This window comes from Pseudoalteromonas sp. PA2MD11, assembly GCF_017808125.1.
GTDB lineage: Bacteria > Pseudomonadota > Gammaproteobacteria > Enterobacterales > Alteromonadaceae > Pseudoalteromonas > Pseudoalteromonas simplex.
Map to the genome: position 1 here is coordinate 60,248 of NZ_JADKNF010000021.1, position 26,948 is coordinate 87,195.

The following is a 26,948-nucleotide window of genomic DNA, read 5'->3' on the forward strand; positions in this document are numbered from 1 at the left end:
TTGTTATGCTTTGTTAGGCCCTGCATTTTGTTCGATATGATCAGCAATATCTTTATAAAAACCAAGCATAATCAAAAACTCTGCTAATACAAATAATGGCCCTATGACCAAACCAATTAAATCATCAACAAAGGCTGGCTTTTTACCTTCAAAATAGTGACCAATAAACTGAAACACCCAACCAACAACGAAACTGCCAATGCTCACAGCTAGCCATAACCCTGTTGAAAGCGACACCACAGGCTCAGCAGCAATGCTTAACAAACTTAAGCATACAGCCATAATTAACCCCATAGATAAGCTAAGCATTAAGTAATAAAGACAGGTGAGTGCAATCACCATGGTTGCCAAGGAGATAACGGCAGGCTCTGAGATAAGCGTGACGCGTTGTAATAAACAAATAATTGCAAACACAATTAATGGAATGCCGATAAAGTGAGTGACAATATTGCGTTTAGAACGGTGATAAAGGGCGTAATTTGTCAGTTGTTGTTTTAATGTTTTCATTGTTTTTCCTGCCAAAACTGTGTTCAAAATTCAGATTAGCAGAAAATTCACCAACAAGAATGTCAACTAGCCGACATTTAAAGTTGCTAGCTAAAACTCACACATTAAACCAGCGCATCAATAACTTTGCCTTTTTCGGCTTCTGGTCGCATATCCATGCGTTCGCGACCTTTTTGATACTCTTCATCGAGCATCGCTTGCAGCTCATTCATTTTTTCTTGCAGTGCTTTAGTATCGGCACCTTGTTGTTGCATTTGTTCAGCAAGCTTCTCTATTTGCGCTTTTATTTCATCAATTTTCTCTTTATCAACCCCGAGCCGCTGATAAACCAAAGCTTCTTGTGCCTGCGCTAAAAAAGAGCTGGACTCAGACTGCTTTTGTAAAAGTTGTTGTGCTGAAGATGCTGGCGTATGCATGGCTTTCACACCCTCAGTGCGAGCCGTTTGCGACAGCTTAGCAGCAGCCGAAGCGTTATAAGGGTTATATTGATTATGAAATGTAATTGCCACAAGTTGTGTTCCATTTAAGCTTGATTACAACCTTGTAGCAATTTTAGTTCCAAACTAGCATTGAGACTGCAATTTATCGATATCAATAATTTCAATCGTTTGATATTTAAGGTTAATAATTGAATCAGCTTGCAAGGATTGTAAAATTTGATTAATGGTTTGCCGTGTTAAATAGGTCATATCGGCAAGTTGTTGCTGGGTAAGCGGCAAACAGCTTTGGAGTGACGACTGATAAAGCATGCACAACCGCTTACTCACCTTTTGCTTTGCTGTAAGGAGTGCGTGATCTTCTAATGAGTCAAACAGGTTTCGCACTTTATTGGTAAGCAGCAGACCAAAATCATGCCAATAAGCAGGATGCTCTTGTAATAACTGAGTTAACGCCCGCTCAGGTACGTGTAAAAGTCGTACCGCAGTTTGAGCATACACATCGTGGGTGCGTTTACCACCATCAAACAGAGCAACTTCACCAAACCACATAGCACCAGTTACAAAACTGAGCACGGCTTCTTTGCCTTGGCTATTAACCCCAGAAACTCTAAGCACGCCATTAATAACACAATACAGACCGGTATTTTCATCACCACGCAAAAACAATGCATCACCCGCATTTAAGGTGATTAATTTAGCATTTTTTACTAGCTTGTCCCTAAATAATTGTGTGCGATTTTTAAACCATTTGTCTTGGTTAATTACCGAAAGGTCTTGTTCATTCAAGTGTTTATCCTTTACATTGGAGTAGTGTGCATATATCCAAGCCACCTCAAAATGCAGAATTCAGCGTTTCACAGATTGTTTGGATATCCAAATAATAAAAGGATACGGGATGTTAAACAAACTACTTTCGACCAGCCTACTTCTCAGTGCTATTTCTACCCCTGCATTTGCGAGTGATATTAATTCTGAACTTAAATCTGCCAATAAAAGCGTCAGCGAAAAAGTCATTAAATGGCGCCGTCATTTACACCAATACCCAGAGCTTAGTAACCGTGAGTTTGAAACAGCCAAATACGTGGCTAAGCATTTACGTTCGTTAGGCCTTGAGGTTCAAACAGGTGTGGCACATACAGGTGTGGTTGCAAAACTTAAAGGGGGCAAAAAAGGTCCGCTTATTGCGCTACGTGCTGATATGGATGCACTACCTGTTAAAGAGCAAGTAGACTTACCTTTCGCGTCAACTAAAACAACAGAGTACAAAGGCAATACCGTTGGCGTAATGCATGCCTGTGGTCATGATAACCATGTGGCTATTTTAATGGCAGCCGCTGAGTCTTTAGTAAAAATTAAAGAAGAGCTCGCGGGTGATATTCTGTTTGTCTTCCAACCTGCTGAAGAAGGTGCACCAGATGGCGAAGAAGGTGGTGCTGAGCTGATGCTTAAAGAAGGCTTATTTAAAGAAAAGCCAGAAGCCGTATTTGGTTTACACGTAACCAGCTCACTTAATACCGGACAAATTGGTTTTCGTGAAGGGCCGCTAATGGCCAGCGCCGACAAATTTACTATCACAGTAAAAGGTCGCCAAACTCACGGTTCTCGCCCTTGGAATGGGGTTGACCCAATTGTGGCTTCATCACAAATTATTATGGCAACACAAACCATTGCCTCACGCCAAGTTGATGTAACCAAAGCGCCTTCGGTGGTTTCATTTGGAGCCATTAATGGCGGTGTGCGTAACAACATCATCCCTGATCAAGTTGAAATGGTGGGCACAATCCGTACCTTTGACCAAGAAATGCGTGCTGACATTAAAAAACGTTTAGCTAAAACCGCTGAGATGGTAGCTGAATCAGGTGGTGCAGAAGCGCATGTTCACATTGATCATGGTTACCCAGTAACAGTGAACGATGTTGAATTAACCAAGAAAATGACACCAACTCTTGCTGGTGTGGTTGGCAAAGAAAACCTGATCACAACGCCACTTATCACAGGTGCTGAAGACTTTAGTTACTACGCCTTAGAAACACCAGGCATGTTCTTTTTCTTAGGTGTCACACCAAAAGGTCAAGATGCAGTTACAGCACCTAGTAACCATTCACCACACTTTTTTGCAGACGAAAAAGCTTTACAGCTTGGCGTAAATGCAATGACGCAATTAGTGGTTGATTACCTAAAATAATAAAAATTTCCTTACCGGCGGGTGACATCACTATCCGCCCTATTTTCTTAGCTGTTCAGCATCAATAAAGTTCATTTTGCTAGTGTTAGATTACTGTAAACAGGTAAGGAAACCCCATGACATCAGAATACTTTCATTTTTTAAGCATTATCGGTGTAGCGTTTTTTGCTATTTCTGGCACCTTGCTGGGCCATGAAAAAAGTGTCGGTGGTTTTGGTGTGGTGGTTGTTGCCACAGTCACAGCTCTGGGTGGTGGAACACTTCGAGACATATTGCTCAACAAACCAGTATTTTGGATAGCTCAGCCCGATTATTTGTACGCAACTTATATAGCCATATTCGCCTCTATTTTATCTATTCGTCACTTACCCGATTTAAGTAACACCACCATGCTATTAATGGATGCCGTAGGGATGGCAATTTTCAACATTATTGGTATCGAAAAGGCGCTGATCGGCGGCGCAGATATGATTGTTGCCATCACCATGGGTATGACCACAGGTATTTTTGGTGGCCTGATGCGTGATGTGATCTGCCGAGAAGTGCCTTTAGTAATGGGTGAAGAACTCTATTCAACCGCTTGCTTATCTGGCGGGTTAACTTACGCGGCTTTATTCACCCTAGAGGTGAGTTATATTTGGTGCATTCTTGGCGCATTTACGGTAACGGTATGCTTAAGATTAGGCGCCATACACTTTGGTTGGCAACCTAACCTGTTTCGTAAAAGCAGCTTTAAACGTTCTTAGCAGGTCATATAAATACAGCCATCGAGTGGCATGTCAGCGGGGTATTGGGTTTGAATAAACCCCAGTTTTTCATAAGCTGTTTGAGCAAGGGTATTATGGGTATATACAAACAACGACAAGCTATCACACTGCAACTGCTGTTTGCCCTGCTCTCCTAGTAAATTTATCAACACTTTCGCAAGACCTTTGCCTCGCTCACTTGGCGCGATAACTAGCCGTCCTAAATGGCAACGACCTTCACGTAAATAGTATTGACCAAACCCTAACATCTGGCCCTCGTCATTAATCAACGTGTAGGAATTCAGCGCATCTAGGTTTAAATCATTCTTAAAGCTTTGCGTATCAAATGGGTAATTAAAAAATGGCCCAGACCAAATACGCAGTTCAGCCTCTGAGTTAAACCAACCCATTAACTCGTTGAGTTGGTCACTCGTTACATTAACTAGCCTCATGTTTTAACCTATCGTATAAACCTGATGCACGAGTAACAGATTTATTCATTGCCATGAGCAATATATTTTTATCGGCCACCAGCTCAAATGTGGTTTTCGCGCGGGTGATACCCGTGTAAACCAATTGCCTGTTAATGCCCTGATTAGCCTGTTTTATTGGTGGTAAAATCATTGCGGTATAAGCAAATTCAGAACCTTGCGACTTATGAATTGTCATGGCATACACTTTATCGTGAGCAGGTAAACGTGCGGGCGAAAAGGCACGAATATTTTCTTGTTCATCAACAAACATGGCTTTTAACTGACCTTGCTCATCGTGCATTAAAATACCGATGTCGCCATTAAACAGTTTTAGCTGGTAGTCGTTTTGGCTGATCATAATTGGCATACCCACGTAATGCCTTTGATATGGCGAGATTAAACCTTGTTGAGCCAGTGCTTTTTCAATACGCTGATTAAGGCTATTTACACCATAATCTCCCTCTCTGACGGCTGCCAGCAACTGATAATGCGCAAAGGCTTTATGCACACTGGCAACACTTGCCCCTTGCTGGATAAGCTGCAAATAATCGTGATATTGCAACGCCGCTTGTTGCACAAACTGCTCTATCGGTTTACTAATTACACTGTAATTAAGTTTAAGGTCTTTAAAGCCACCTTGATTGATCGTTTGCTCAACGTAGCCCAGTAAGCCACTGTTATTGGTATTTACAGCTTGTGCTAATTGACCAATGCCGCTACTGCCATCAAAACGATAACTTTGCTGTAAAAACGCAATACAATCGTTAAGTACAAAATGACTGCTTGCCGCGGGTATTTCGCTCTGATTATTAAAACAAACGCGATTAAGCTGCGCTGCTCTTTCACTGCTGTAATCAGGCATTTTGCCAAGCTCTAACCCTTGGCATAGGTCGCTAAGAATACTGCCCGTATCAACCGAGGCTAATTGGTCTTTATCACCCAGTAAAATAAGTCTTGCATGGCTCGGTAATGCCTCGATTAGTTTTGCCATAAGCGATAAATCAACCATCGATGCTTCATCAATGATCAGTACATCTAAATGCAGCGGATTACGCTTGTTATGGCGAAACTTATTGGTATGTGGAATAACGCCCAGTAAACGGTGAATCGTTTGCGCGCTGTCAGGAATAAGTGGCGCGATATTATCAGGGATCATACTAAGCTTTTGTTTTGCCCCTAAAATCGACTCGGTTAAACGCGCTGCCGCTTTACCTGTCGGTGCAACCAGCTTTATTGTTAGCGGTGCACTGGCATACAAAGATTGTAAAATGGCCAGTAGCTTAGTTACTGTGGTAGTTTTACCTGTACCCGGGCCCCCAGTGATCACACTAAAGCCTTTTGTTGCAGCAATTGCACAGGCTACTTTTTGCCAGTTTAATGTTTTAATAGGATCGCTTGGGTTGGTTGTATGTTCACTATTAGGAAAATACACCTCAAGTAATGCCGTTAATTCGGCTTCATCAAGGGTGAGTTCTTTCGTTGCTAAATGATGTAAACGCGAAGCCAGTGTGGTTTCGTACTCTGCCAATCGGGCAAAATAAAGTTTATTCGCAAACAACAGTAGTGGCTTGTCGTCCCCTACGCACTCAGCATTCATTAGTTTATTAACAGCCTCATTAAGGCTAAATTCCATAGCAAACGGGGTTAAAACCTCAGGGGCTGCAATGCTGGCATCAGCAAAGCTTTGCTCTCTAATTTCAAACGGATTTTGCCAGTTTATATTCACCAGCTCTAAGCAGCTGTGCTGACTTTGCTGCGCGGCCGCAAGTAATAAAATCAGGTAAAAAACCTCACTGTGCGCTGCTTCGTTATTCTCTACCAGTGTTTCTGTGCCAGTCAATAGCTCTGCGAGTTTAACATCAACTAAGCGAATACGTTTTGCCTCAAGTAAATAACTCAGTAAAGGCTGTGTTTTAAGTTCTGTAGCAGGCAACACTAAATCGCTTTGGGCATGTTGTTCTGGCTGCTTATTCATTGGCTCGTTTGGCTCATGGTCATCAAAGCCGAATGTCAGTTGACTCATAGCATGGCTCCTTGTGCGAATAAGCTATCCAGCTCAGTTATTTGCTGTTTCGTAAGCTGATTAAAATACACCCCTTGCCCTTCGCTCATGCCACGTAAGAAGGTGTAGTAAACACCGCCTAAATGCGTGTCGCTATCGTAATCTTGAATACGTTGTTTTAATAAACGGTGCAATGCCACGGTATATATCAAATACTGCAAATGATACTGGTGACTGGTCATGGCTTGCTCTAGTTGCTCATGTTGGTAGTCAGCCGCACTGTTACCTAAAAAGTTCGATTTATAATCAAGAATATAATACTTACCCTGCCAGCAAAATATTAAATCTATAAAGCCTTTTAGTAAGCCTTGCACCTCACTAAAATCAAGCTGTCCGGGTAAGTTAAAATGTTTAACTAAAACCTGGTTAAGCTTATCGCTTGAGAGTGATAACAACGGTAAGTTAAATTCCATTTCGACCAAACAGGTCTCAGGTTCAAGTACTGATAAACTAAGCCCTTTATCGTTTAATGGGCAATTCAGTGCAGCAAGGATCCACTGCTCGGTCATCTCCTGCCAGCTATCGTCAATATGGTATTTTTCGAATAACGTTTTGATCACTTTATCAAGTGCGTGGTCGTCTTGCTCAGTGGCTGGACGCTTTAACGCATAAGGGTCGGTAAAGTCTAGTTGCTCAAATATTTCATGCAAACAACTACCCGGCTTTGCCCCTTTAGGGAAGCTGTAAGGTGTTAAAGCATTGGCATTTTGGGCTAAAAACTCATCTTTTTCATGGTCTTCATCACTGCGCCCAAGCTCAATATGGTCAGTATGCTTTTTCAGCGTTAAGCTACTAAAGCTGGTTGAGCGCCAATCACGCTGAATGTCTGCTTTAACAGTATTAACTTGATAGGCTTGCTCACTGTCAGCACCAGCAAATGTTAACTTCTCAAGCTCATCCGCTTGGCTAAACGCCTCATAGTGTATGTGCGCAGAGCCTTCACAAAATTGTTGTAACAATGCGCGCCATTCATCGCCCGATTTAATCTCTAACCCTGCAAATAATACGTGGCCAATGCTAGTACTTTGAATACCTGGGCGAGCACTACGACCTTGGGCAATGTTATACATCCCCACAGAACAAAAATGCACGGCACGTGTCAGCGCCACATAAAGTAAGCGTAAATCTTCAGCCAAGCGCTCTTGCTCTGCTTTTTGCATTGCGTCGTCACTTTTAGCAAGGTCATAAATAAGCTTACCGTCTTTATGGTAAAGGGCTTCTTTGCTTTCGCGATAGCCACAGGCAAACGGCATGAATACAATCGGGTACTCTAAGCCTTTTGAGGCGTGCATAGTGACAATTTTCACCAAATTAGCATCGCTTTCTAGGCGAACTTGCACCGCTTCACCATCTTGTTGACTAACTTTTTGCGCAAACCAACGCAGCAATCGATGGGTGCCCTCAAGCTCAATTTGCTTTTGCTGTAAGATCTCCCCTAAATGGCGGAAATCGGTGAGCCAGCGTTCAACGTTGTAGCCTAAGCCTTGCCAGCGCGCTGCAAGTTGATTATGGCTTAATAAACGCTCGAGCATCGCCATTGCGCCTTGCTTATGCCAAATATGAGCAAGCTGAGCAAAAAAGTTTAAATGCTCTTGCCATGCACTTTCATTTTCGTGAAGCTCATAAATACGGTTGTAGCTTAAACAAAACAATGGCCCTGCTAGTACACCACGCAGTAATGACTCATCATACTGACCATGCAATGCCGTTAAAAAGTTCAGTAAATGATGACTAAGCTCTTGGTTAAACACACTATCACGGGACAAATACACGCTGGCAATGGCGGCTTCTGCTAGTGCGTTTTTCATCAGCTGTGCTTCGTTTCGGTCACGCACTAACACACAGATATCGGCGGCAGTTAGTGGTACTCCTGCAATGGTTGCAGCGCCTGCAGCGGCTTGCTTGAGTAGCTCAGTAATTTTTTTTGTATACTGCAAAGCCAATGCCTGTTGAGCCACCCCTTTGCTGGTTGGCTTGTTGTTGGCTTCGGCGTACTCATCAACAAAAACCGAAAATTCAAACGCACTTGGCATTTCACCGTTTATTAAAAACGCTTTGTCTTGCTGTTTTCCTTTAGCATTGACCTTTTGAAATGGGATCGCATCGTTGTAAATAAAGCTATTAGCATTTTTAGCAAATAAACGGTTTACGCTATCAACAACCCCTTCACTTGAGCGGTAGTTGGTATCTAGGGTGTATTGCTTGTCATCTGAAACGGCTTGTTTTGCGCCAATATAAGTAAAAATATCTGCACCACGGAAACCATAAATAGCCTGTTTTGGATCACCTATCATGGCAAGCGTGGTGTTTTTATTGCCATAAATGCGGCTAAAAATACCATATTGAACTGGGTCGGTATCTTGGAATTCGTCAATCATGGCAACTGGAAACAAGGCGGCAATTTTTTCACTTAACGCTTGGCCTTGCTCACTTAAAAGTGCCTGATGCAAGTTGCTCAGTAAATCATCTGGAGTAATAACGCCTTGCTCTTGCTTGCGTTTAACTAATGCATTTGCCACCCATTTAGCAGCGTATTGCACTATCGCAATATTCAAGCCGTTATTGATAAGGCTACTGAGAGTGGCCATTTCATCAAACTGAGCCTGCATTGCATGACTAAGTAAGCTGCCGTTTTTCTTATAATTCGCAGGGTCGCTTAAATTCTCTGTGCTCCACACTTCAAAAGAGTATTTACTGGTACCAAATACAAAAAACAACTCGTCATTGCTTAAGTATTCTTCAAGCGCTGCAAGGCTGTTTTTTCGACCTGGGGTTTTTGAACCACTTAAATCTGATGCTTTTACAGCATTAATAAACTCACTCTCACGGCACGCCGTTTTAAATGCCGGTACTTTTGCCACAAAGTTATCGCGCGCTTGCCATATATCGTCAAGGTCGTACTCAGGGGTAATTGTTGCCCCTTGTTTATTGAGTAAACTCACTATCTGTGAATACAGTGACGCCGGCACTGGGAAAATATCGGTAATTGCTTGGGTGCGCTCTTTTGATTGTGGGTAAACAAAGGCACGCCAAAAGTCATTAAGGGTTTCTTGAATAAGCTCACGCTCATCTAAAATAAACTCTAAGTTAAACGCCACGCCGGATTCAAAAGCATGTTGTTTCAGCATTCGCTGACAAAAGCCATGAATGGTGAATATAGCGGCTTCATCCATCGACTTTGCCGCAGCGTCTAGCAAATCAAATGCGGCGTGTTTGTCAGTTACCTCATTAATTACTTGCTCAATCAGCTCATCATCTGGCTTTTTACCAAGCAGTGTATCTCTGGCATCGATTATACGCGCCCGCACACGGTCTTTAATTTCTTGAGTTGCAGCCTCGGTGAAAGTCACCACCAGTATTTGCTCAACACTTAGAGGCGTATTTAATGCTTCATCTTCACCGGTCGCTTTTTGTAAGCCCAACAAATACCGTAAATACAAACCTGTGATGGTGTAGGTTTTGCCTGTACCGGCACTGGCTTCAATAAGGCTTTGCCCACACAGCGCCATACTCATTGGATTAAGCGTTTGCATGATCTGCCTCCTGTGCTAATTCAACAATTGGCGATAACAGCAGCTCGCTCCATTTTATAAACTCTTCTTCACAGTCTTTAAGGCTTTTTATGGTTAAGCGAATGTATGGGTTCTCACCTTCTCCTATGCCTATGTATTGCGGCGCGAATTTATTGTTTGCTTTAACCATGTCTTTGTCTGTTTTTATGTACTCGTAACCACTGACCGGGAAAAACGCCACAGGGCGAGTTAAAAGCGTTTCATAAAGCGAAAACCAATCATTTAAATAGCTGCGGGCATCGTCTTCTGACAAGGGTGAAAAACTAATTTGCTTGTCTAAACCAAGAATAAGGGTTTCAACCGGCTGACCCATTATTTGCGCCGCTAAATGATGCACAAAGCCGCGAATAACATCTTTTGCTTTAATACTGGCGGAGCGATAAAACACCTGTTTTTGACCATAAATATGATTTAACCAACCTTCTAAAGTGGTGTTGGCTATTTTAATATTTACTTCAACGGGTAATGCTTCATCACCTTGAATATGCGCTTTCACTTGCCCAGCAAGCGCATCAACTCGGTGCTGCATACTTTCAAACACAAGGTCGCCAACATGGGCTTGGGGTAATTCACCGCGCTGCATAATTTGCGCTTTATTAAGCGGTAGCTCTTGAATGCTCGCTTCGAGAATTTCATCGAGGTAAAAGTAGCGACGTAATGCATCTAAACTAAATGGCTCTTCATCTTTAGCGATATCGTTAAATTGCGGTAAGCGTAAACCCAAACTTTGTTGATAAAAGCTCTCGTGCGGCTGGCAAATACTGCGAATAAACTGAGTTAACTCAACACTGCTTTCTGGCTGTACACTAAGCGCTTGTTGTGGCTCAGGGTTAACAGCTTGAGTTGGCATCCACACAGGGTTATAGCTGTGTAATTGTGTGGCTAACTGTTTGTTTGCTTTTTGCTCGTCATCAGTTTGGCTTTTATTACCTTCTTTGTTAGTGGTCAGATAATAAGCCGGGTTAAATGGTTGTAAGTGCTGATAATTAATCAATGCCTCTGGTAGTTTTAAGTGAGTGTCTTGATCAGCAAATTCAAAACTACGGGCTATGTATTCCAAAAGCTCGCTCACTAAAGTTGAGGGCATTCTTGGTTGGTTATCAAAGCAAGAACGACCAATATAACTGATGTATAAATTCTCACGGGCACTTAAAATCGCTTCTAAAAACAGGTAACGGTCATCAAGTTTGCGAGAGCGGTCGCCTTTTTGGCGTTTTGAGAAAGGCACTAAATCAAAACCAATTGGCTGAACGGTACGCGGGTAATCTGCATCATTTAAACCTAGCATGCACACCACTTTAAATGGCACCGCACGCATTGGCATCAACGTACAAAAGTTAACTTGGCCCACTAAAAAGCGCTGCCCTACTCCTTTTTCTTGAATACCTTGTTTAACCAAGTAACTCACAATGCGCTGCGAAACAGCTTGTTGGTAATCGCCATTATCATAATGCTTAATCAGTGTATCGAGCACTTTTTGCAGTACTAATAAATCCCAGCTTTGCTCGCCTTCATCGCTGTATATATCGCTTAATAATTCTTTTAGAATTTCTGCTTTTTCGTTAAGCGGTGCATCAGCTTGCAGCTTAGCTTTATATCGTGCCAGTACATCAATAAATTCAATGAGTTTATTTAAGGTATTCAGTGCCATACCTTCAACTTCATCGGCACTGTAAATCCCCGAGAAAGGCAGTTGTTCATCACGTTGTGCAACACCTAATAACAAACGGTTTAAGCCATGTTGCCAGGTATTTAAATCTATTGCGGGTAAGCCAAAACTGTCTTTGTGGGCGGCATCTAAGCCCCATTTAACGCCAACGCGTTCAAGCCAAAAACCAATTTGCTCATATTCATGGGCTTCGAGGTTAAACTTCTCGGCAATTTGAGTGACTTGCAGTAAATCAAGAATGTCAGATACACCGAAGCGTGAGTATGGTAAGTCAGCTAAACTAGCAAACGAACTAAGCACAGGTTTTTCTTGCTCTATGGCTAAATCGGCTAACGCATAAGGGATAAAGCGTCGTCCTTCTGCACCACCAAACACCGCCTCAATATACGGGCTGTATGTGCCAACATCCGGCATCATTACAATAATATCTTTCGGTGTTAGCTCTTTATTTTCATTGAATAAATTGAGTAAGTAATCATGTAGTCGTTCGACTTCACGAAGTGGCGTGTGACAATCGCTCAGCACAATACTGGTGTCATCAGCCTGAATTGGCAGTTTGCCTTCGTCATTAATGAACCATTCTTTATCAGGCGTTAATGACTCACCCTTGAAGGCTAATTGATAAATTTCAGACTGTATTTGCGATAACAAGCTTTGATCAAACTCGTTATCAAATCCGTCAAGCCACTGCGCATCTAGTTGCAGTAACTGCTCAAAATAGTCTCGGCCTAATTTACCCCATGACGAGAGTAACGGGTTACCGATAAAAAAGTACTCGTGATCAGGGTTTTTCGCGCTGTCTTCAAGCGCTTGCAACTGCGGGCGTTTAGCATATTTAGCAGCAATCTTGGCTGCTGTTTTTTCATCGAGTGTGTCGCCCCAATAATGCTCACTCGGGTTAAAGAAAAACAAAAACACCTGCGTTTTTTTCGCAATGGCCTGAAATACTTCAAGCTGGCTACTCGCAATTGCAGAAATACCAAATAAACTAATGCGCTCAGGTAATAGGCTTGCGTCCATTTTTTCAAGGGCTGCAAGGAGTTTGTCTTGCATATTGGCGCGGTGATATTGGCTTTGCCCTAGTTCTTTACTATGCGCCACCAGCTTACGCCAGAGATCTGGCTGCCATGGCGCAATGCCCACATCAACATCATCAAGTTCATCGATGCCCTGCTCCCAAGTGGCAATCCAATTAGGGCGATACATTAAGTATTGGTCATAAACGTCGGCAATTTTCTCGCACAAGGCAAAGGTTTTTTGCCCTTCACTGTCACCCTCTAAATAGGTTTTAAGTGGTAAGTACAGCGGCTCATCAATGCAGTTTGGTAAAATCGCAAACAGCTTCCAAGCAAGGTTCGCTTTGTTATACGGAGATTCACTGGGTACATCTGGCAATAATTGTTGGTAAAGCTGCCAAATAAAACTCGAAGGCAGCGGAAAATCGACCTGAGCGGCAATCCCTAAGTGTTCGCTTAAACCTATTTTTAGCCACTGCGACATACCCGGTGACTGCACGAGCACAATTTCTTTTTTAAAAGGGCTCGTTAACGGATTAACTTTAAGAAGAGCGTGAAACCGCGCTTGCAGTGCTTCCATGCGATTTGATTGAATTATATTCAGCACTTTACACTGTCCTTGCTTGAAACTAACTAATTGACACAGTGTAAGATATTTTAATTAGATGGGATAGAGAGAAATGCCCGCAAACAAGGCTTATTCCATGTTTGCGGGCATGAGCTGCGGGCATGTGTTTAGGATATGCGCAGCAGGCAATATTTACTGGTATGGGCTTATCGTCGATAACGCAAACTCGGTGTGCATTATCTCATCACCCTTGATACCTTTAAGCGCAATACGAATGGTAGGATCTGCTTTTTGCCAATCGATTGTTAAGTCGCCGTAATTCACCTCATGAGTGTAATCACCCACACGGTGTTTATTAGGGCTAACATCTTTCCACTTTTCTGTAAGCCCCGAGCTGGTCATTTCATATAAAGGATAATCTAGGTTTTGTTGATACTTAGAGAGCTCACCCCAGTGGGTATCACCACTGACAATCATCACACCGTTTACTTTATGCTTTTTAATAAGCGCAAATAAGCGCTCACGATCAGCCGGATAATTAGCCCATGACTCCCAACCAGTAAAATCAGCTAATAGCTGTAAGCTTGAGGCAATGATTTTTATCTTTTCATCTGACTTAAGCTCTTGTTCAAGCCATTGCCATTGGCTTTCGCCAAGCATAGAGGCGTTTTTATCGGTTGTTGGGCTATAAGGCCCTTGTTTTGCAGGTTTTCGTTCAAGTTGATAGGTCATCGCCGATACGTGGTTCAATGGCGCGCGATTAAAACGCAGATCAGGCATGATGACTTTTACTGTTTGCTCACCTTCACCGTACGTGTAAGAAGTGTAAATACCATCTTCACGAGTCCTGCGAGCAGAATCCGCAGGCTCTTGCCAAAAGTCGAGCATGATTTTTCGTGACTGCTGCTTTTTTGGGTATTCACTGCCAGCATCATTTTCGCCATAATCGTGGTCATCCCACATGGCAATGATTGGCGTATTCGCACGTAATGTTTTAAAGCCCGGCTTTTGCCCTAAACGTTGATATTTATCGGCAAGTACCGACATATCTTCGGTATCTCCATAAATGTTATCGCCAAGGAACATAAATAAATCCGCTTGCTCTTTGTTGATAGCATCAAAAATTGGAATAGCTTTGTCTTGATGACCACATGAGCCAAACAAAATTTTATTCGGTGCGGCACTCGCACAACTAACCAGCATTAATCCAGATAAGGCGCTTCTAAACAAACGAAGAGTGAAACTCATTTTAAAATCTCCTTAATCGGCGCTGCCATCTTCGGGTTAACTTGCTGACTGTTGATGCCTAAAACGCTCAACACAGTTGCAGCCACTTGCGCTTGTTTAAGTTCATTTTTGGGCTTTATTAAGCCTTTTGCTTTTATATCTGGGCCAATGGCCGCTAACCAAATATGCTCAGAGCCAACAATGCCGTTTGGAAAACGTTGCTTACCTTGCTCTGAACGTGCCAAAGCACGCTTCGAACTATGATGCTGCCAATCATCTGCATGACTGCCACGGCCATGATCGGTGGTAATGATCATTGTGGTGTTGTCTTTATAGCCCGGTGTTTGTTGAATTGTTTGCCAAAGGTCGCGGATAAACGCATCGCTTTGTTTAGCCGATTTTAAATAGGCATCGTATTTACCGTTATGAGCAAAGTCATCGGTTTCACCCAAGCTAATAACCAGCAAACGCGGCTGTTTATTTAATAAATATTGTTTGGCAAATCGGTAGGTAAAGCTGTCGAGGCGCACATTGTGCCAAGGGCTTGGGATCTCGCTTTGCATTTGGTTTAGCAGAGTCACTTCGGCTGACTTCACTGCATCAAAAGCTTCAAAGCCAGCATTAACATAAACCCCACTACGCTCACGATTTACAATATAGGGAAACACATCCCAGCTACCAAAAAGCGCGGTTTTACCTTTAAATTCTGGCTGAGTATTTAAACTCTCTAAAATGGTTTTATTGGGGTTAGGCACTTTATCGTTACTATCGATATTTTCGTCTACTACGCCGGTTAAAATTTCACTGTAACCTGGGTATGAGAAATACCACGGGTTGCTTACCGACATCAATGAACCTTGAGTTCTATCGCCAATCAAAACGCCTTGCTTTGCCAATGTTTCGCTAAAAAATGGCATTAACGCTTGAGTTCGCTGTGCTTGATCATCTCGCCAAAAAAGCGCCTTTAGTTCATCTGTATTTGCAACAAAATCAGTGTTATCAATAAGGTTCTCATCTGCCCCTGAGAACACTTCTTGCCAGCGAAGGCCATCAAGAGTTACGAGCACAACATTGTCGGCAGCTTTACAGCTTATGCTTAAAAGTGATGCCGCTACAACCGCCGTGGCTAAAATTATTTTTTTCATATTTCACCTGTAAAAAAGCCCATCAACGATGGGCTATTTAAAACGTTAGCTTATTACTTAAAACTGCGCTGTAAGTGTTAGAGCAGCTGTACGTGGTGCACCAATAAAGTAGGTAGAGCCATTACCTGTGCCACCTGCGAGATATGATTTATCAAACAGGTTATTCACCACAAATGCAAGGTCGATTGATTTAAACACGCCTGAATCAAGACTGGTGTTATAACCAATGTTTAAATCAACCAAAGTGTAACCATCAACCTCGTTACGCGAACGGGTTTGTTCATCAGTCCATGCACCTAAACGCTCACCTGTGTATTTAGCCGATAAACCAAAGCGGAAATCACCACTGTAGTAATCTGCCGATACCACAAATAAATCTTGTGCTGAGTCAATCACTTCATCACCCGCTTTAAAGCTTGCTGATGCCTCTTCAAGTAACTCACCCTCGCTGTTGTAAGCACTTGGATCGTTCGATTGATACTCAGAGTTATTGTACGTATACGATGTGTAAAGGTTCCATTTGTCAGTCAGCATATAGCTTGCAGAAAGCTCCACACCCGTTGACTCAATACCACCTACGTTGATGTAAGAACCGTTCGTGCCAATCGTGTAGTCAATACCATCGGTATCACTGCCCGGAGCAATAAAGGTAATACGGTTATCAAATTCGATGCTGTAAGCGGTTGCCGTTAAACGTAAACGGTCATCACTGTAACGCACACCTAGGTCGATGTTTTCAGCTGTTTCAGGTTCAATTTCGGTCAGTGTTGATGAATCACGTTCAAGTACACCATCTTTAATTGCCGCAAAGTTTTCGCTGTAGCTGGTGAATAGCTCTGTGCTTGCAGATAGCTGATACAACACCCCGCCGCTGAATAGTACGTCAGAATCACTGTCGATTTTATCTGAGTATTCATCTTCAAAATGGTTATAACGCTGCAGCTCAACAAGATACTGTTTAGCACCTAAATTAAGTGTGAAATCACCTAAACTGATTGAGTCTTGTATGTACCATTTGAATGTATCGGTTTCAAAGGTGTTTTTGTACTGTGTCCAATACGGCGTATGGTCAAAGTGATGATAGACACGGGCATCAATAACTTTATGCCAGTCACGTGATTCATCGCGGTCTGTTTGTTCAAACCAAAAGCCGGCTTCAATATCATGATTGCCAAGCGTTACTTGGTACTCACCGGTCATACCTAAGCGGTCTTTTTTGTAGTGAGTATGACGATACGACATAACCGGAATGGCATTATCTGGGTAACAGGCTGGGTTTAAGCCGGGGCCAGATGACCATGGCCACTCTAAACTTGCCGTACAACCTGCAGCAGGTGCAAGTGGATTACCGTCGCTGTCGGTGAAGCCGTAGCTACCAGCGTTTTCGCCGCCAATTGTTGTTGGGTTGCCATCGCCATCAACCGGTGATGTTAAATAAGGCGGGATCCAATCGCCACGACCTGAATTCTTATGATAGTAAGGCGACAAGCTTAAGTTTGAAGTGGCACTTAACGCGTAATCAAACTTTACATACGCAAGGGTATTTTCACGCAGTGTACCCCAGCCCTCAGCAAACATTTGATCAAAATGCGGCACGCCTGTCCAATTCCAAGTTAAACGATCCCAATCAGGGTTTTGTTCAAATTCACTAATACTGATGCTGTTATAGTTAATTTCATGAACATCATCATACGAAACACGACCTGTTACAGTTAAGTCACTAAAGTCGGATACAAACTTCGCTTCAATGTGCTGATTGTCTTTACCACCATTGCTACCATCACCAACCCAGCGGCTGGTATCTGTTTGCGAATAGCTGATATAGGCTTGCGTGTTATCAAACACAGTGCCGGTTTCGTGCTTAACAAAGTAACGGCTAGCGTTATGATCGCCCGTTGTGTAAGCAAACGTAGTGCTTTGCTCGGTACTCGGTTGTGCACTCACAAAATTGAAAGTACCGCCTAATGCTTCAAGTGATGCTGAAGCAATATCAGACGTACCTTGCCCTACTTCAACCGTTGCTAAGTTTTCGCTGTCTAAGTAACGGTTTGCTTTTGCACCGCCACCATAGTTAGAACCACCATTAGGAATACCATCAATCGTCATACCTAATTGCTGTTGATTACCATCAATACTAAAGCCACGCATAGTAATGGTGGTTGACCAATCGTCACCACCGAATGCATCACCTTCGTTGATGCTAATACCCGGTAGGTTATCAATCACGGCTAACACACTTGATACTGAACTTTGTTGCTCAAGCATCGCAGGTTCAATAACATTATTTGCATAACTGGTTGGCTTTGCAACAACGGTAATTTCTTCAATTTCGTTATTCGTGTTTGCATGTGCCGATGTTGCTAAAAGCGTTGCGACTACAAGGCTTAGCTTTGTTTTTTTTGCTACTGTGCTCATTGTTTTTCCAAGGTTACGTATTTAAAAGCGGGCACAGTATGCAGAGCGCGTATTACATTTAGGGTCAAAATTTTTGACACAACAATTAAACAATTAATGCATTTTCATGGCAGATTTAAGACTTAACCGTTTAATAAATAAGAAAGTATTAGAAAAAACGCCCAGTTAAATTAACTGAGCGCTTATTGGTTGGACAATATTATTAGGTTTGCTTAAATCAGTTCAGCCAGCATTTCGTCGCTGTATGGTGTTAAGGTTTCACCATTTTTAACTTTGCTGATGTAATCTGGGTTCGCAATGAATGGACGACCAATCGCAATTAAATCAAATTGGTTGTTATCGATAGCTTGATTAGCTGACTCAAAGCTATAGCTACCTACCCCTACTAAGGTACCTTTGTACGCTCCGCGCATATATTCAGACGCTGACTTATCACCTAAACTTGCAAAGCGCATGCTGTCATCAAAAATACCAACATGTAAGTAGGCAAGGTTACGTGTTTCAAGGGCTGGTAATAGATAATCGAATACTGCTTTATCACCATCGCTTTCAGTCATATTAAAATACGCCCCTGGCGATAAACGTAATGCAGTTTTATCTGCACCAATTGCTGCAACTACTGCATCAACGACTTCAAGAGCAAAACGCGACATGTTTTCTGGTGTTTGACCGTATTGATCTTCACGTTGGTTGGCAGCAAAGTGTAAGAATTGATCAATCAAGTAACCATTTGCACCATGAATTTCAACACCGTCAAAACCCGCTTCAATAGCGTTTTCCGCCGCTTTTGCGTAATCAGCAATTAAACCTTGAATGTCTTCAATGGTTGCCGCTTTTGGAGTAACGTAAGTTAACTCACGCATTCTCGGTACCGAACCTTCAATACCAATTGCTGATGGTGCCAGTACATCACCACCAAAAAAGTGAGGATGAGCAACACGACCTACATGCCAAAGCTGAGCAAACATTTTGCCACCTTTTGCGTGCACAGCATCGGTGACTTTCTTCCAACCTTGAATTTGTTCGCTACTAAATAGACCCGGTGTATTTGGATAACCTTGTGAATCTGGGCGAATAATCGTTGCTTCGCTAATAATTAAGCCCGCATCAGCACGGCGCGCATAATAGTCAACCATTGCTTGGGTAGGTACGAGATTATCGTCGCTCATACAGCGTGTAAGGGGTGCCATTAGTACACGGTTTTGCAACTCAATGCTGTCATTTAGTTTAAACGGAGAAAGTAAATCGGTTGTCATGGTTTTATCCTTATCTTGAACATACATTCAAGATAAGGGTGAAACATACACACTTCAAGGTTTATTTTGAATAATCGTTCAAGATTACGTAAACTTCGTTTATAAAGCGTGAGGAGCCTTAATGAGAACTGCTGAATTTGATACTGAATTTGTACTACGCCAAGCCATGCATGCTTTTATGAAATATGGCTATGCGAAGACCAGTATGCAAAAATTAAAAGAAGTGACTCACCTTCACCCGGGTTCTATTTACGCGGCTTATGGCAACAAAAAAGGCTTGTTTTTAGCCGCCACCGAGCAATATCAAAAAGACAGAAACCAACAATTTACTGCCCTTTTTAATGACCAACAATCAATTTTATCGACTCTTAAACATTACTTAACTGTGATTGTTGATGAGTGTATTGAAGGTGAAGTAGCTAAAGTATGCTTACTTACAAAGAGTATCTCTGAGGTTGAAGGCAATGACCCACAAATTTGCATTGTGCTGCGTAGCAACCTTAATGCATACGAGAATGCCCTCGCCGAGCAACTTCAAAAAGCGCTAGATAACAACGAATTTGTAAGTAGCAAGTCAGCGCAACAGTTGGCGCGCTTTTTAGTCATGGGCATATACGGTATTCGTACCTATGCGCTGACAAATCAAGACCCTAAATCTCTGCAACAACTTGCTGACGATCTTTTTGCTGCATTAGTAAATTAATTTAGCTAATAACTTTACTTGTCATATTAATTTATCACCTTATGATTAAGGTGTAGCTGTGTATAACTAAAAGAGTGAGCCTGTCATGAATAATGCAACTGCTAAACGTGTTGAAACTGAATTTGATGCTGTACTCGCCTTAGGCGCTAAGAAACGACTCGCTTATATGTTTGAAACGGTTCAAGAGTTTAAACAAGTGTGGATCCTCAATGATGAACATGGCTGCGTCATGCTCTCAAACGAAGATGACGACTGCGTGCCTGTATGGCCTAGCCGCGAATTTGCCCAAAGCTGGGCAACCGGTGAATGGCAAGACTGCACACCAAAAGCCATCCCTGTAAAAGACTGGTTAAGTCGCTGGACACCTGGTCTTGAGCAAGATGATTTACTTATTGCTGTATTTCCAACAGACCAAGACGACGGCACCATTTTATTCCCTGATGAATTTGACTCACAACTGAGAATGCCAAAAAGACGATTTTAAATACAAGGGAGCCATGCGCTCCCTTTTTTATGCGATTTGTTGTAACCGCAGTGCTGAAATATCTTTAACCGGTGGCTTGCCAAAAAAACGTGTGTACTCGCGGCTAAACTGCGATGGACTCTCGTAGCCCACTTTTAAAGCTGCAGAGCCTACATCAATACGCTCATTCAGCATTAATTGTCTTGCCGCTTGTAGCCGTAAATTTTTTACGTATTGCAACGGGCTCATCTTTACTACATCACGAAAATGCAGCCTGAATGTTGACGGGCTCATGTGTGCATCACGGGCTAAATCATCAATTGAAAATTGACTGGTAAAGTTTTCTTTTAACCAACATAAGGTTTTGGCGATTTTTTGATGGGCAGATCCAGACATCACAATCTGTCTTAAATAAGGGCTATGCGGACTATTTAATAAACGCAATATGATTTCTTTTTTAATTAGTGGCGCAAGATTAGCTTTTAAATGTGGCTCATTGTCGAGTTGAATAAGCCTAAGTAAAGCATCAAGTAAGCCGTTATCAGTATCAACCACCGACATAGCTTGGTGCTTAGGAAACTTGTCTTGCCCGGCAAAATCCATTTCAGCAACAATGTGACTGATTTCATGAGCATCTAAGCGTAAGTAAAGACCGTAAAATGGCTGCTCTTTACTAGCACGCGTTATTTGTGAAGCTACGGGCACATCGACTGAGGTCACTAATGATTGGCCGTCAGTGTAATCATAACTATGTTCACCCAACACAACTTGCTTTGCACCTTGCAAGCTAATACCCAGCCCTAATCCATACACGCAGGCCATCGGTAATGAAACTTCGCTTCGTATGAACACCAATAACTCAGGAATTGCTGTTTCAAAATTACCGTCTGAAATCGCTATCGCTTTAACCGCTTCTATTAATGCCTGACGCATTTAGATTACCTCTAAGAAATACTCAATTAAGTGTATCACCGTAATTTGAGGTTAGGACCATTTTGGGTAACAGTTCGTTATTTTAGGCAAAAATTAAATCATTTATGGCAAGCAGAAATCGCCATCATCAACCATAATGTATTTTCAATTTTTCGATTGCATGCTCTTTGCAATCAGCCAAAGCTACAAAACCTCAATACATTCAATATCTAAAATCAAAAGAGAAATTATGAACCATAACAACACGGATTTATTTGTGTTTGTCGCGATCGCTGCTTTGGTCACCGTTCATGACAAGCCTTTGTTAAAACGAGCATGTCAGCACGCATTGAATGATGGCGTTTCAATGCAAGAGTTGTGTGATATTTTACCGCATATCAGTGTGTATTCTGGGGTGCCAAAAGCATTGCTGGCGCTAGAGATTTTAAAGTCACTTGATGATATTCAAGGTTCAAATGCGTTGCTGATCAAACGCACAGAGCAACAGCTAAAAACCGCACTCACATTTGGTCAGCTGCCGTTTGGCATAGAGCAGCAAAACAACACAGTATTTGAGCTTGCCTCTTAGGCGCTTTATTTGCCCTAGACGATGCCAGCAGCTTAGTTAGCGAGCAACTTAAACGTTGTGTATTACTTGGTTATAGCCGTGAACAACTTGAATTATTAGTAATAGAACTTGCCAGAAAGGTCAGTAGTCACATAGCCATGCGTGCTAAATGTAATCTTGAAAAGCACTTTGCAATGGTGGGGTAAATTTAAGAAATGGCGGTGACGGAGAGATTCGAACTCTCGACTACCATCAAAAAATAAAAGCCTTTAAATTCAATCAGGTAATAATATAACAGAAAAGTGTTTTGTATCATTAAAACACTGCTGTTATAAGTATTCCTCATATTCATATTCATGTTATGGTTCAATCAATTAAAGAAGCTTTATAAACAAGGAAATGTAGTGTCTTCACAAAACCCTATTACGAATTGCAAATACAATGAATGGTTAAAGGATTGCAACTTTAATAATTGTAAGCTTAATCGCGGTGAATATGGTGAATTCTTAGCCAGTTATATTACAGGTGAACATGAAGGCTTTGTTCTTAATCTCAATGGTGGTTGGGGCACTGGTAAGACTCAATTTTTAAGACGCCTTTACTCATTGCTATGCTCTAAGGGTCACCCGACAATCTACATTGATGCTTGGGAAAGCGACTTTTCTGAAATACCTTTGACTGTAGTAGCGAGTGAACTTATAAATCAGTTATCCCAAATAAATGAAGATATTGGCAATGAGTTTGATAAAGCTCAAGAGTATCTAGGGAAGGCTTTAAAAGGGACTGTTATTGGAGGAGCAGCAGCAATTACAAAGTTATTGTGGAATGAAGCAAGTATTGGTTCAGAATCAGCCAAAGTCTTTTTCGAAAAGTCTGATCAAGACTTCTTAAAAGCTGTAATGAGTGAACATGTTGATCAAATCCAAGCCATAAAAGACATCCGTGCTCAACTAGCTCAATTAACTGAAGTATTACAAAGCAATTTTAGTTATGAATTACCAGTTGTAGTTTTAGTTGATGAGCTTGATAGGTGCAGACCTAACTATGCAATAGAAATGCTTGAAGTTATAAAGCATTTTTTCAATACAAATAATTTCGTTTTTGTCATAGCTACTGACAGCGAACAATTACAACATTCGATTAAATCAATTTACGGTTCAGGCTTTGATTCAAATGTGTATCTAAAAAGGTTTTTTGATAGAGAAGCGAGTTTAGAAAAGCCAAATATAGAGATGTATTTGAGCATGCAAAACTTGGACTCTCAATACAGTTCTGAAGGCTTAGTGTTATATCCACATGTCGAAGGCCACTTATCTTCAAATGGACTCAATGATTATATAACTTGGATTTCTCAAATCTATAATTTGAGTTTAAGAGACATAGATCAGCTAGTCTCTAAGCTAAAAGCTTGTCTTAGATATGCAGTAAAAGAGTTTCAGAATAATAAAGGCAAGCAGTATATAAACATTTTTACTCTACTTTTAGTGCTTGTAGAAATGGATACCAAGCAATATATTTTTATCGAAAATGATGGTTCTTATCCTGAAATAGTTAAACTTATGCAAGCTTTTGAGGTAGGAAAAGTTATCTACCCTGAAGACGTAGTCTCCAAATTCAATCTTTTTGCTTCATTAATGGTTCATTGCTCTAAGATGCATAAAATTACTCAAAATGACCGACCTGCAAAACGTAATAAAACTACTGTTGTAGGAGCAAACGATTATTTTCGAAATAAAACTAATGGGAAAAATGGAATATATGCGGTTGCATTCACAGAAATTAACAGGATATATAAAGAATATTTTGCTAGTTCAGTGAATTCACCTTCAAGGTTTTGGCTTTGGGATGATTACATAAAAGTGTCTAAACTAGCTGGAAAGTTAGATTAGATCCAAGTTAGCATGCCTCTGATTAAGGTTCACTTTGTCCTTAAAACGCCAAAAGTGGAGATAATCACCCTAGAAAGGATTAAAAATATAAAGAGAAATTATCATTTTGGCTTTCAGGCCAAACTAATCTACTCTCAAATACACAAAAGAAAAATTAAGCAAAGCAAGCTTATTCCTTTAAATAGAGCTTATGGTAGAAAGTTTTGTCTTTATTAATTACTATTTAACTCAGCTAGGTATATGCTAGTTGAGTTAAACATAAATGATTACTTTAGTTCATCACTTTTTAGAGCATTTTATAAAATATGAGAGTTGTCTACATATTAGGAAATGGGTTTGATATAAACCTGGGATTAAAAACACGATATTCCGATTTCTATGACTACTACCTAACTAAGTCTTCAGAAGATCAATTAATTAATGAATTTAAGGAACATCTCTCAAAGGAGTTAATTACAACCAACAAGTGGTCTGATTTAGAACTTTCTTTAGGGAATTACTTAGAGAACCTTTCTTCCTTAGATGAATTTGACACTCTTTTTGATAACATCCAAGATGAACTTGCTGAATACTTAATAGATATTCAGACCGAGTTTCAAAGCATGCTTCCTGAGTCTTCTAAAGAAAAAATAAGAAAATGTTTACTCTCTGACATTTTCATTCCTGATAAGCATTTAGATACCAGAGACAAAAATGAATTAATTGAGTTTTATCAAACAAAAAATTCTAATTCAATTATTTTCAGTATCGTGAATTTTAACTATACAAATACTATTGAGAGCATTTTAGGGATTAAGCAGGACTCCAATGAGCATACATCTTTGGGCATTAAAGAAGAGCACAGGGGAAAAACTCATATTTTAGACTCTCTGTACCATGTCCATGGGTCTGTGTATGAAAACATGATCTTAGGTGTTAACGATAAATCGCAAATTAATAACTCTCACTTTAAAGAAAATATTGATATAACTAATCAATTTATTAAGTCAGAGTGCAATTTAGTTCAAAGACACGCTGTTGAAAGCAAATGCGAACAAATAATTCATCAAGCCGATATTATTTGTATTTTTGGCTCATCGCTTGGGGCTACAGATAGGATATGGTGGGATCAAATATCAAAGGAACTAAGTGAAAGAGAATGCAGACTCGTTATTTTTGAGCACAATAAAAACATTAGGAAGCTTAATCCGGCTAGAGGAAATAGAAGAAGACGTGAGCTAATTCAACATATTTTTGGAGAAGAAAGGCCGGATAGCATCGAAAATAAAATTTATATTTCCTTTAACTCAAGAATTTTTATGAACTCAAGAATTCCACCTTTTTGATTAACTTAGATAACTGACTATTTGATAGCAATAGTAAAGGACTGAAACTAAAAACTCTAATTCTTGCTTCATTAACAAAGGACTACCTTTCTACTGGTGAATGAGCCTTATAAATATACTTCTAGTTAGGATTTAAAAAATAACCGAGGGACTGTGAAGAAAGATCTGCAAATAAGGTTTAAAAAATCAAGAGCCAATACCCTGTAAGCCTTAGCTTAGGCGATTTAGGTATAGTCTTCGAGAGTAATTATTGAATTTACTAGGTGAAGTAATTTCCCTTTTGGCCAATAAACATCAGACATAAAAGGAAACAATGCTTTGAGGTAGGATGGCGGTGACGGAGAGATTCGAACTCTCGATACGTTGCCGTATACACACTTTCCAGGCGTGCTCCTTCAGCCACTCGGACACGTCACCTAAGGCGCTTAGAGTATAGCGCGGCGTTATAGTATGAAAACAACCCTACAGACGCAAGGGCTTTTTAAAATAGTGCAGTTAAGTGATTAGTAATCAAACAAAAAAGGCAAGGTAAACACCTTGCCTTTTGTATAGTCAATTCGTTCTTAGCGTTGAAGGGTTGCTGAAAAATCTAACATACGGTTAAGCGACTTTAATGCGCCTTCGCGTAAGTCCATATCAACAAACACTTCTTTACCTTGTGGATCTGTCAGTGCTTCTTCAATCGCTTTTAAGCCATTCATCGCCATCCACGGGCAATGTGCGCAGCTTTTACATGTTGCGCCTTCACCCGCTGTTGGGGCTTCAAAGAATTCTTTCTCTGGGCATAACTGCTGCATTTTGTAGAAAATACCTCGGTCAGTCGCTACGATGAACTTTTTGTTGTCCATAGTTTGCGCTGCTTTGATTAGTTGGCTTGTTGAGCCAACCGCATCAGCTAAGGCTACAATCTCCGCAGGAGACTCTGGGTGAACCAATACAGCCGCATCTGGGTGTAAGGCTTTCATATCCTTAAGTGCTTTGGTTTTAAACTCGTCATGAACGATACAGGCGCCATTCCACATGATCATGTCTGCACCTGTGTTCTTTTGAATGTAAGAACCTAAGTGTTTATCTGGACCCCAAATGATTTTTTCGCCTTGCTCATCAAGGTGCTCAACGATTTCTAGGGCACATGAAGAAGTAACAATCCAATCTGCACGCGCTTTAACAGCGGTTGATGTATTTGCATATACTACTACCTTGCGATCAGGGTGCTGATCACAAAACGCTGAGAATTCTTCAATTGGGCAACCTACGTCTAATGAACAGGTTGCAGCAAGCGTTGGCATAACAACTGTTTTATTAGGCGTTAGGATTTTTGCTGTTTCGCCCATAAAGCGAACACCGGCTACCACAATTACATCTGCGTCGTGCTTAGCGCCAAAACGCGCCATTTCTAGCGAGTCAGCAACACAACCGCCTGTTTCTTCAGCTAGTGCTTGAATTTCAGGATCAGTGTAATAATGGGCAACAAGAACCGCGTTCTTGTCTTTTAATAATTGTTTGATACGTGCCTTATACTCAGCTTGCTCGTCTTTTGATAACGGAGCTGGCTTTGGAGGGAAGATATAATCTTCAGGCATAATTTGTTCAGCTAGACTCATTTCTCGACCACTTAGTCCACAGTGCATTCATGGCGCGAATTATACGAGAATCTTAAGCTAATGAACAGTATTGCTGCGAGCTGTTAAGATAAATAAAGGATAACTTAGAAAGAAAAGATAAATCAGGAATGGTGGGTCATGATGGACTTGAACCATCGACCAATGGATTAAAAGTCCACTGCTCTACCAACTGAGCTAATGAC

At 41.2% G+C, this 26,948-nt stretch carries 20 protein-coding genes and 1 tRNA gene; 7 read left to right on the plus strand and 14 right to left on the minus strand.

Going from position 1 to position 26,948, the window contains the following annotated elements:
* Positions 1-3: 3 nt before the first annotated feature.
* The 3 genes from ISP07_RS18555 to ISP07_RS18565 all read right to left on the minus strand — a co-directional run bounded on the left by ISP07_RS18555 (position 4) and on the right by ISP07_RS18565 (position 1,733).
* The gene (locus ISP07_RS18555; protein WP_209328513.1) at positions 4-507 is read right to left on the minus strand and encodes a DUF962 domain-containing protein; all 504 of its coding nucleotides are present in this window, start codon (positions 505-507) and stop codon (positions 4-6) included.
* A gap of 104 nt (positions 508-611) precedes the next feature.
* Complete coding sequence (locus ISP07_RS18560; RefSeq protein ID WP_209328514.1) at positions 612-1,016, minus strand: hypothetical protein; 405 nt, start codon at positions 1,014-1,016, stop codon at positions 612-614.
* A 54-nt stretch (positions 1,017-1,070) separates the two neighbouring features.
* Positions 1,071-1,733 (minus strand): Crp/Fnr family transcriptional regulator, encoded by a 663-nt coding sequence (locus tag ISP07_RS18565; protein WP_209328515.1) that lies wholly within the window; start codon positions 1,731-1,733, stop codon positions 1,071-1,073.
* Between the two features lie 109 nt (positions 1,734-1,842).
* Here ISP07_RS18565 and ISP07_RS18570 point away from each other — a divergent pair, with 109 nt between their 5' ends.
* Positions 1,843-3,132 carry an amidohydrolase gene (locus ISP07_RS18570; RefSeq protein WP_209328516.1) on the plus strand — a complete coding sequence of 430 codons (1,290 nt, stop codon included), beginning with the start codon at positions 1,843-1,845 and terminating at the stop codon, positions 3,130-3,132.
* Positions 3,133-3,248: 116 nt separating this feature from the next.
* Positions 3,249-3,878: a trimeric intracellular cation channel family protein gene (locus tag ISP07_RS18575; RefSeq protein WP_209328517.1), complete on the plus strand. Its 630-nt coding sequence runs from the start codon at positions 3,249-3,251 to the stop codon at positions 3,876-3,878.
* Here ISP07_RS18575 and ISP07_RS18580 read toward each other — a convergent pair.
* From ISP07_RS18580 to ISP07_RS18615, 8 genes are all read right to left on the minus strand, one after another.
* Positions 3,875-4,330, minus strand: a complete 456-nt coding sequence (locus ISP07_RS18580) for a GNAT family N-acetyltransferase (RefSeq protein WP_209328518.1) — start codon at positions 4,328-4,330, stop codon at positions 3,875-3,877. The genes ISP07_RS18575 and ISP07_RS18580 overlap by 4 nt on opposite strands.
* Positions 4,317-6,326, minus strand: coding sequence for an exodeoxyribonuclease V subunit alpha (gene recD / locus ISP07_RS18585; RefSeq protein WP_228290681.1), 2,010 nt, complete (start codon positions 6,324-6,326; stop codon positions 4,317-4,319). Before recD ends, ISP07_RS18580 begins: the two co-directional genes overlap by 14 nt.
* A gap of 44 nt (positions 6,327-6,370) precedes the next feature.
* Positions 6,371-9,946 carry an exodeoxyribonuclease V subunit beta gene (gene recB, locus ISP07_RS18590; protein ID WP_209328520.1) on the minus strand — a complete coding sequence of 1,192 codons (3,576 nt, stop codon included), beginning with the start codon at positions 9,944-9,946 and terminating at the stop codon, positions 6,371-6,373.
* On the minus strand, positions 9,933-13,277 hold the full coding sequence (gene recC / locus ISP07_RS18595) for an exodeoxyribonuclease V subunit gamma (RefSeq protein ID WP_209328521.1): 3,345 nt from the start codon (positions 13,275-13,277) through the stop codon (positions 9,933-9,935). The genes recB and recC overlap by 14 nt, the downstream gene beginning before the upstream one ends.
* 153 nt (positions 13,278-13,430) lie before the next feature.
* On the minus strand, positions 13,431-14,441 hold the full coding sequence (locus ISP07_RS18600) for an alkaline phosphatase D family protein (RefSeq protein WP_420706875.1): 1,011 nt from the start codon (positions 14,439-14,441) through the stop codon (positions 13,431-13,433).
* Between the two features lie 41 nt (positions 14,442-14,482).
* Positions 14,483-15,610: a sulfatase-like hydrolase/transferase gene (locus ISP07_RS18605; protein ID WP_209328523.1), complete on the minus strand. Its 1,128-nt coding sequence runs from the start codon at positions 15,608-15,610 to the stop codon at positions 14,483-14,485.
* 57 nt (positions 15,611-15,667) lie between these two features.
* The gene (locus ISP07_RS18610) at positions 15,668-18,025 is read right to left on the minus strand and encodes a TonB-dependent receptor domain-containing protein (RefSeq protein ID WP_209328524.1); all 2,358 of its coding nucleotides are present in this window, start codon (positions 18,023-18,025) and stop codon (positions 15,668-15,670) included.
* 212 nt (positions 18,026-18,237) lie between these two features.
* Positions 18,238-19,281 (minus strand): alkene reductase, encoded by a 1,044-nt coding sequence (locus ISP07_RS18615; RefSeq protein WP_209328525.1) that lies wholly within the window; start codon positions 19,279-19,281, stop codon positions 18,238-18,240.
* 121 nt (positions 19,282-19,402) lie between these two features.
* Between ISP07_RS18615 and ISP07_RS18620 the strand changes: the two genes are divergently transcribed.
* Together ISP07_RS18620 and ISP07_RS18625 are read left to right on the plus strand one after the other, a co-directional pair.
* Positions 19,403-19,984, plus strand: coding sequence for a TetR/AcrR family transcriptional regulator (locus tag ISP07_RS18620; protein ID WP_209328526.1), 582 nt, complete (start codon positions 19,403-19,405; stop codon positions 19,982-19,984).
* 85 nt (positions 19,985-20,069) lie between these two features.
* Entirely contained in the window at positions 20,070-20,468 is a 399-nt protein-coding gene (locus ISP07_RS18625; RefSeq protein ID WP_054561299.1) for a DUF2750 domain-containing protein, read from the plus strand.
* Positions 20,469-20,495: 27 nt separating this feature from the next.
* Here the strand turns inward: ISP07_RS18625 and ISP07_RS18630 are convergent, their stop codons facing one another.
* Positions 20,496-21,380, minus strand: coding sequence for an AraC family transcriptional regulator (locus tag ISP07_RS18630; protein WP_209328527.1), 885 nt, complete (start codon positions 21,378-21,380; stop codon positions 20,496-20,498).
* 229 nt (positions 21,381-21,609) lie between these two features.
* Between ISP07_RS18630 and ISP07_RS18635 the strand changes: the two genes are divergently transcribed.
* The 3 genes from ISP07_RS18635 to ISP07_RS18645 all read left to right on the plus strand — a co-directional run bounded on the left by ISP07_RS18635 (position 21,610) and on the right by ISP07_RS18645 (position 25,141).
* Positions 21,610-21,948 carry a carboxymuconolactone decarboxylase family protein gene (locus tag ISP07_RS18635; RefSeq protein ID WP_209328528.1) on the plus strand — a complete coding sequence of 113 codons (339 nt, stop codon included), beginning with the start codon at positions 21,610-21,612 and terminating at the stop codon, positions 21,946-21,948.
* A gap of 383 nt (positions 21,949-22,331) precedes the next feature.
* Positions 22,332-23,816: a KAP family P-loop NTPase fold protein gene (locus ISP07_RS18640; protein ID WP_209328529.1), complete on the plus strand. Its 1,485-nt coding sequence runs from the start codon at positions 22,332-22,334 to the stop codon at positions 23,814-23,816.
* A gap of 305 nt (positions 23,817-24,121) precedes the next feature.
* On the plus strand, positions 24,122-25,141 hold the full coding sequence (locus ISP07_RS18645) for a bacteriophage abortive infection AbiH family protein (RefSeq protein WP_209328530.1): 1,020 nt from the start codon (positions 24,122-24,124) through the stop codon (positions 25,139-25,141).
* 329 nt (positions 25,142-25,470) lie between these two features.
* On the opposite strand, the gene ISP07_RS18650 is transcribed toward ISP07_RS18645, so the two are convergent.
* Both ISP07_RS18650 and nadA read right to left on the minus strand, forming a co-directional pair.
* Positions 25,471-25,558 (minus strand) — tRNA-Ser (locus ISP07_RS18650).
* 146 nt (positions 25,559-25,704) lie between these two features.
* Positions 25,705-26,745: a quinolinate synthase NadA gene (nadA, locus tag ISP07_RS18655; protein WP_209328531.1), complete on the minus strand. Its 1,041-nt coding sequence runs from the start codon at positions 26,743-26,745 to the stop codon at positions 25,705-25,707.
* Positions 26,746-26,948: the final 203 nt, after the last annotated feature.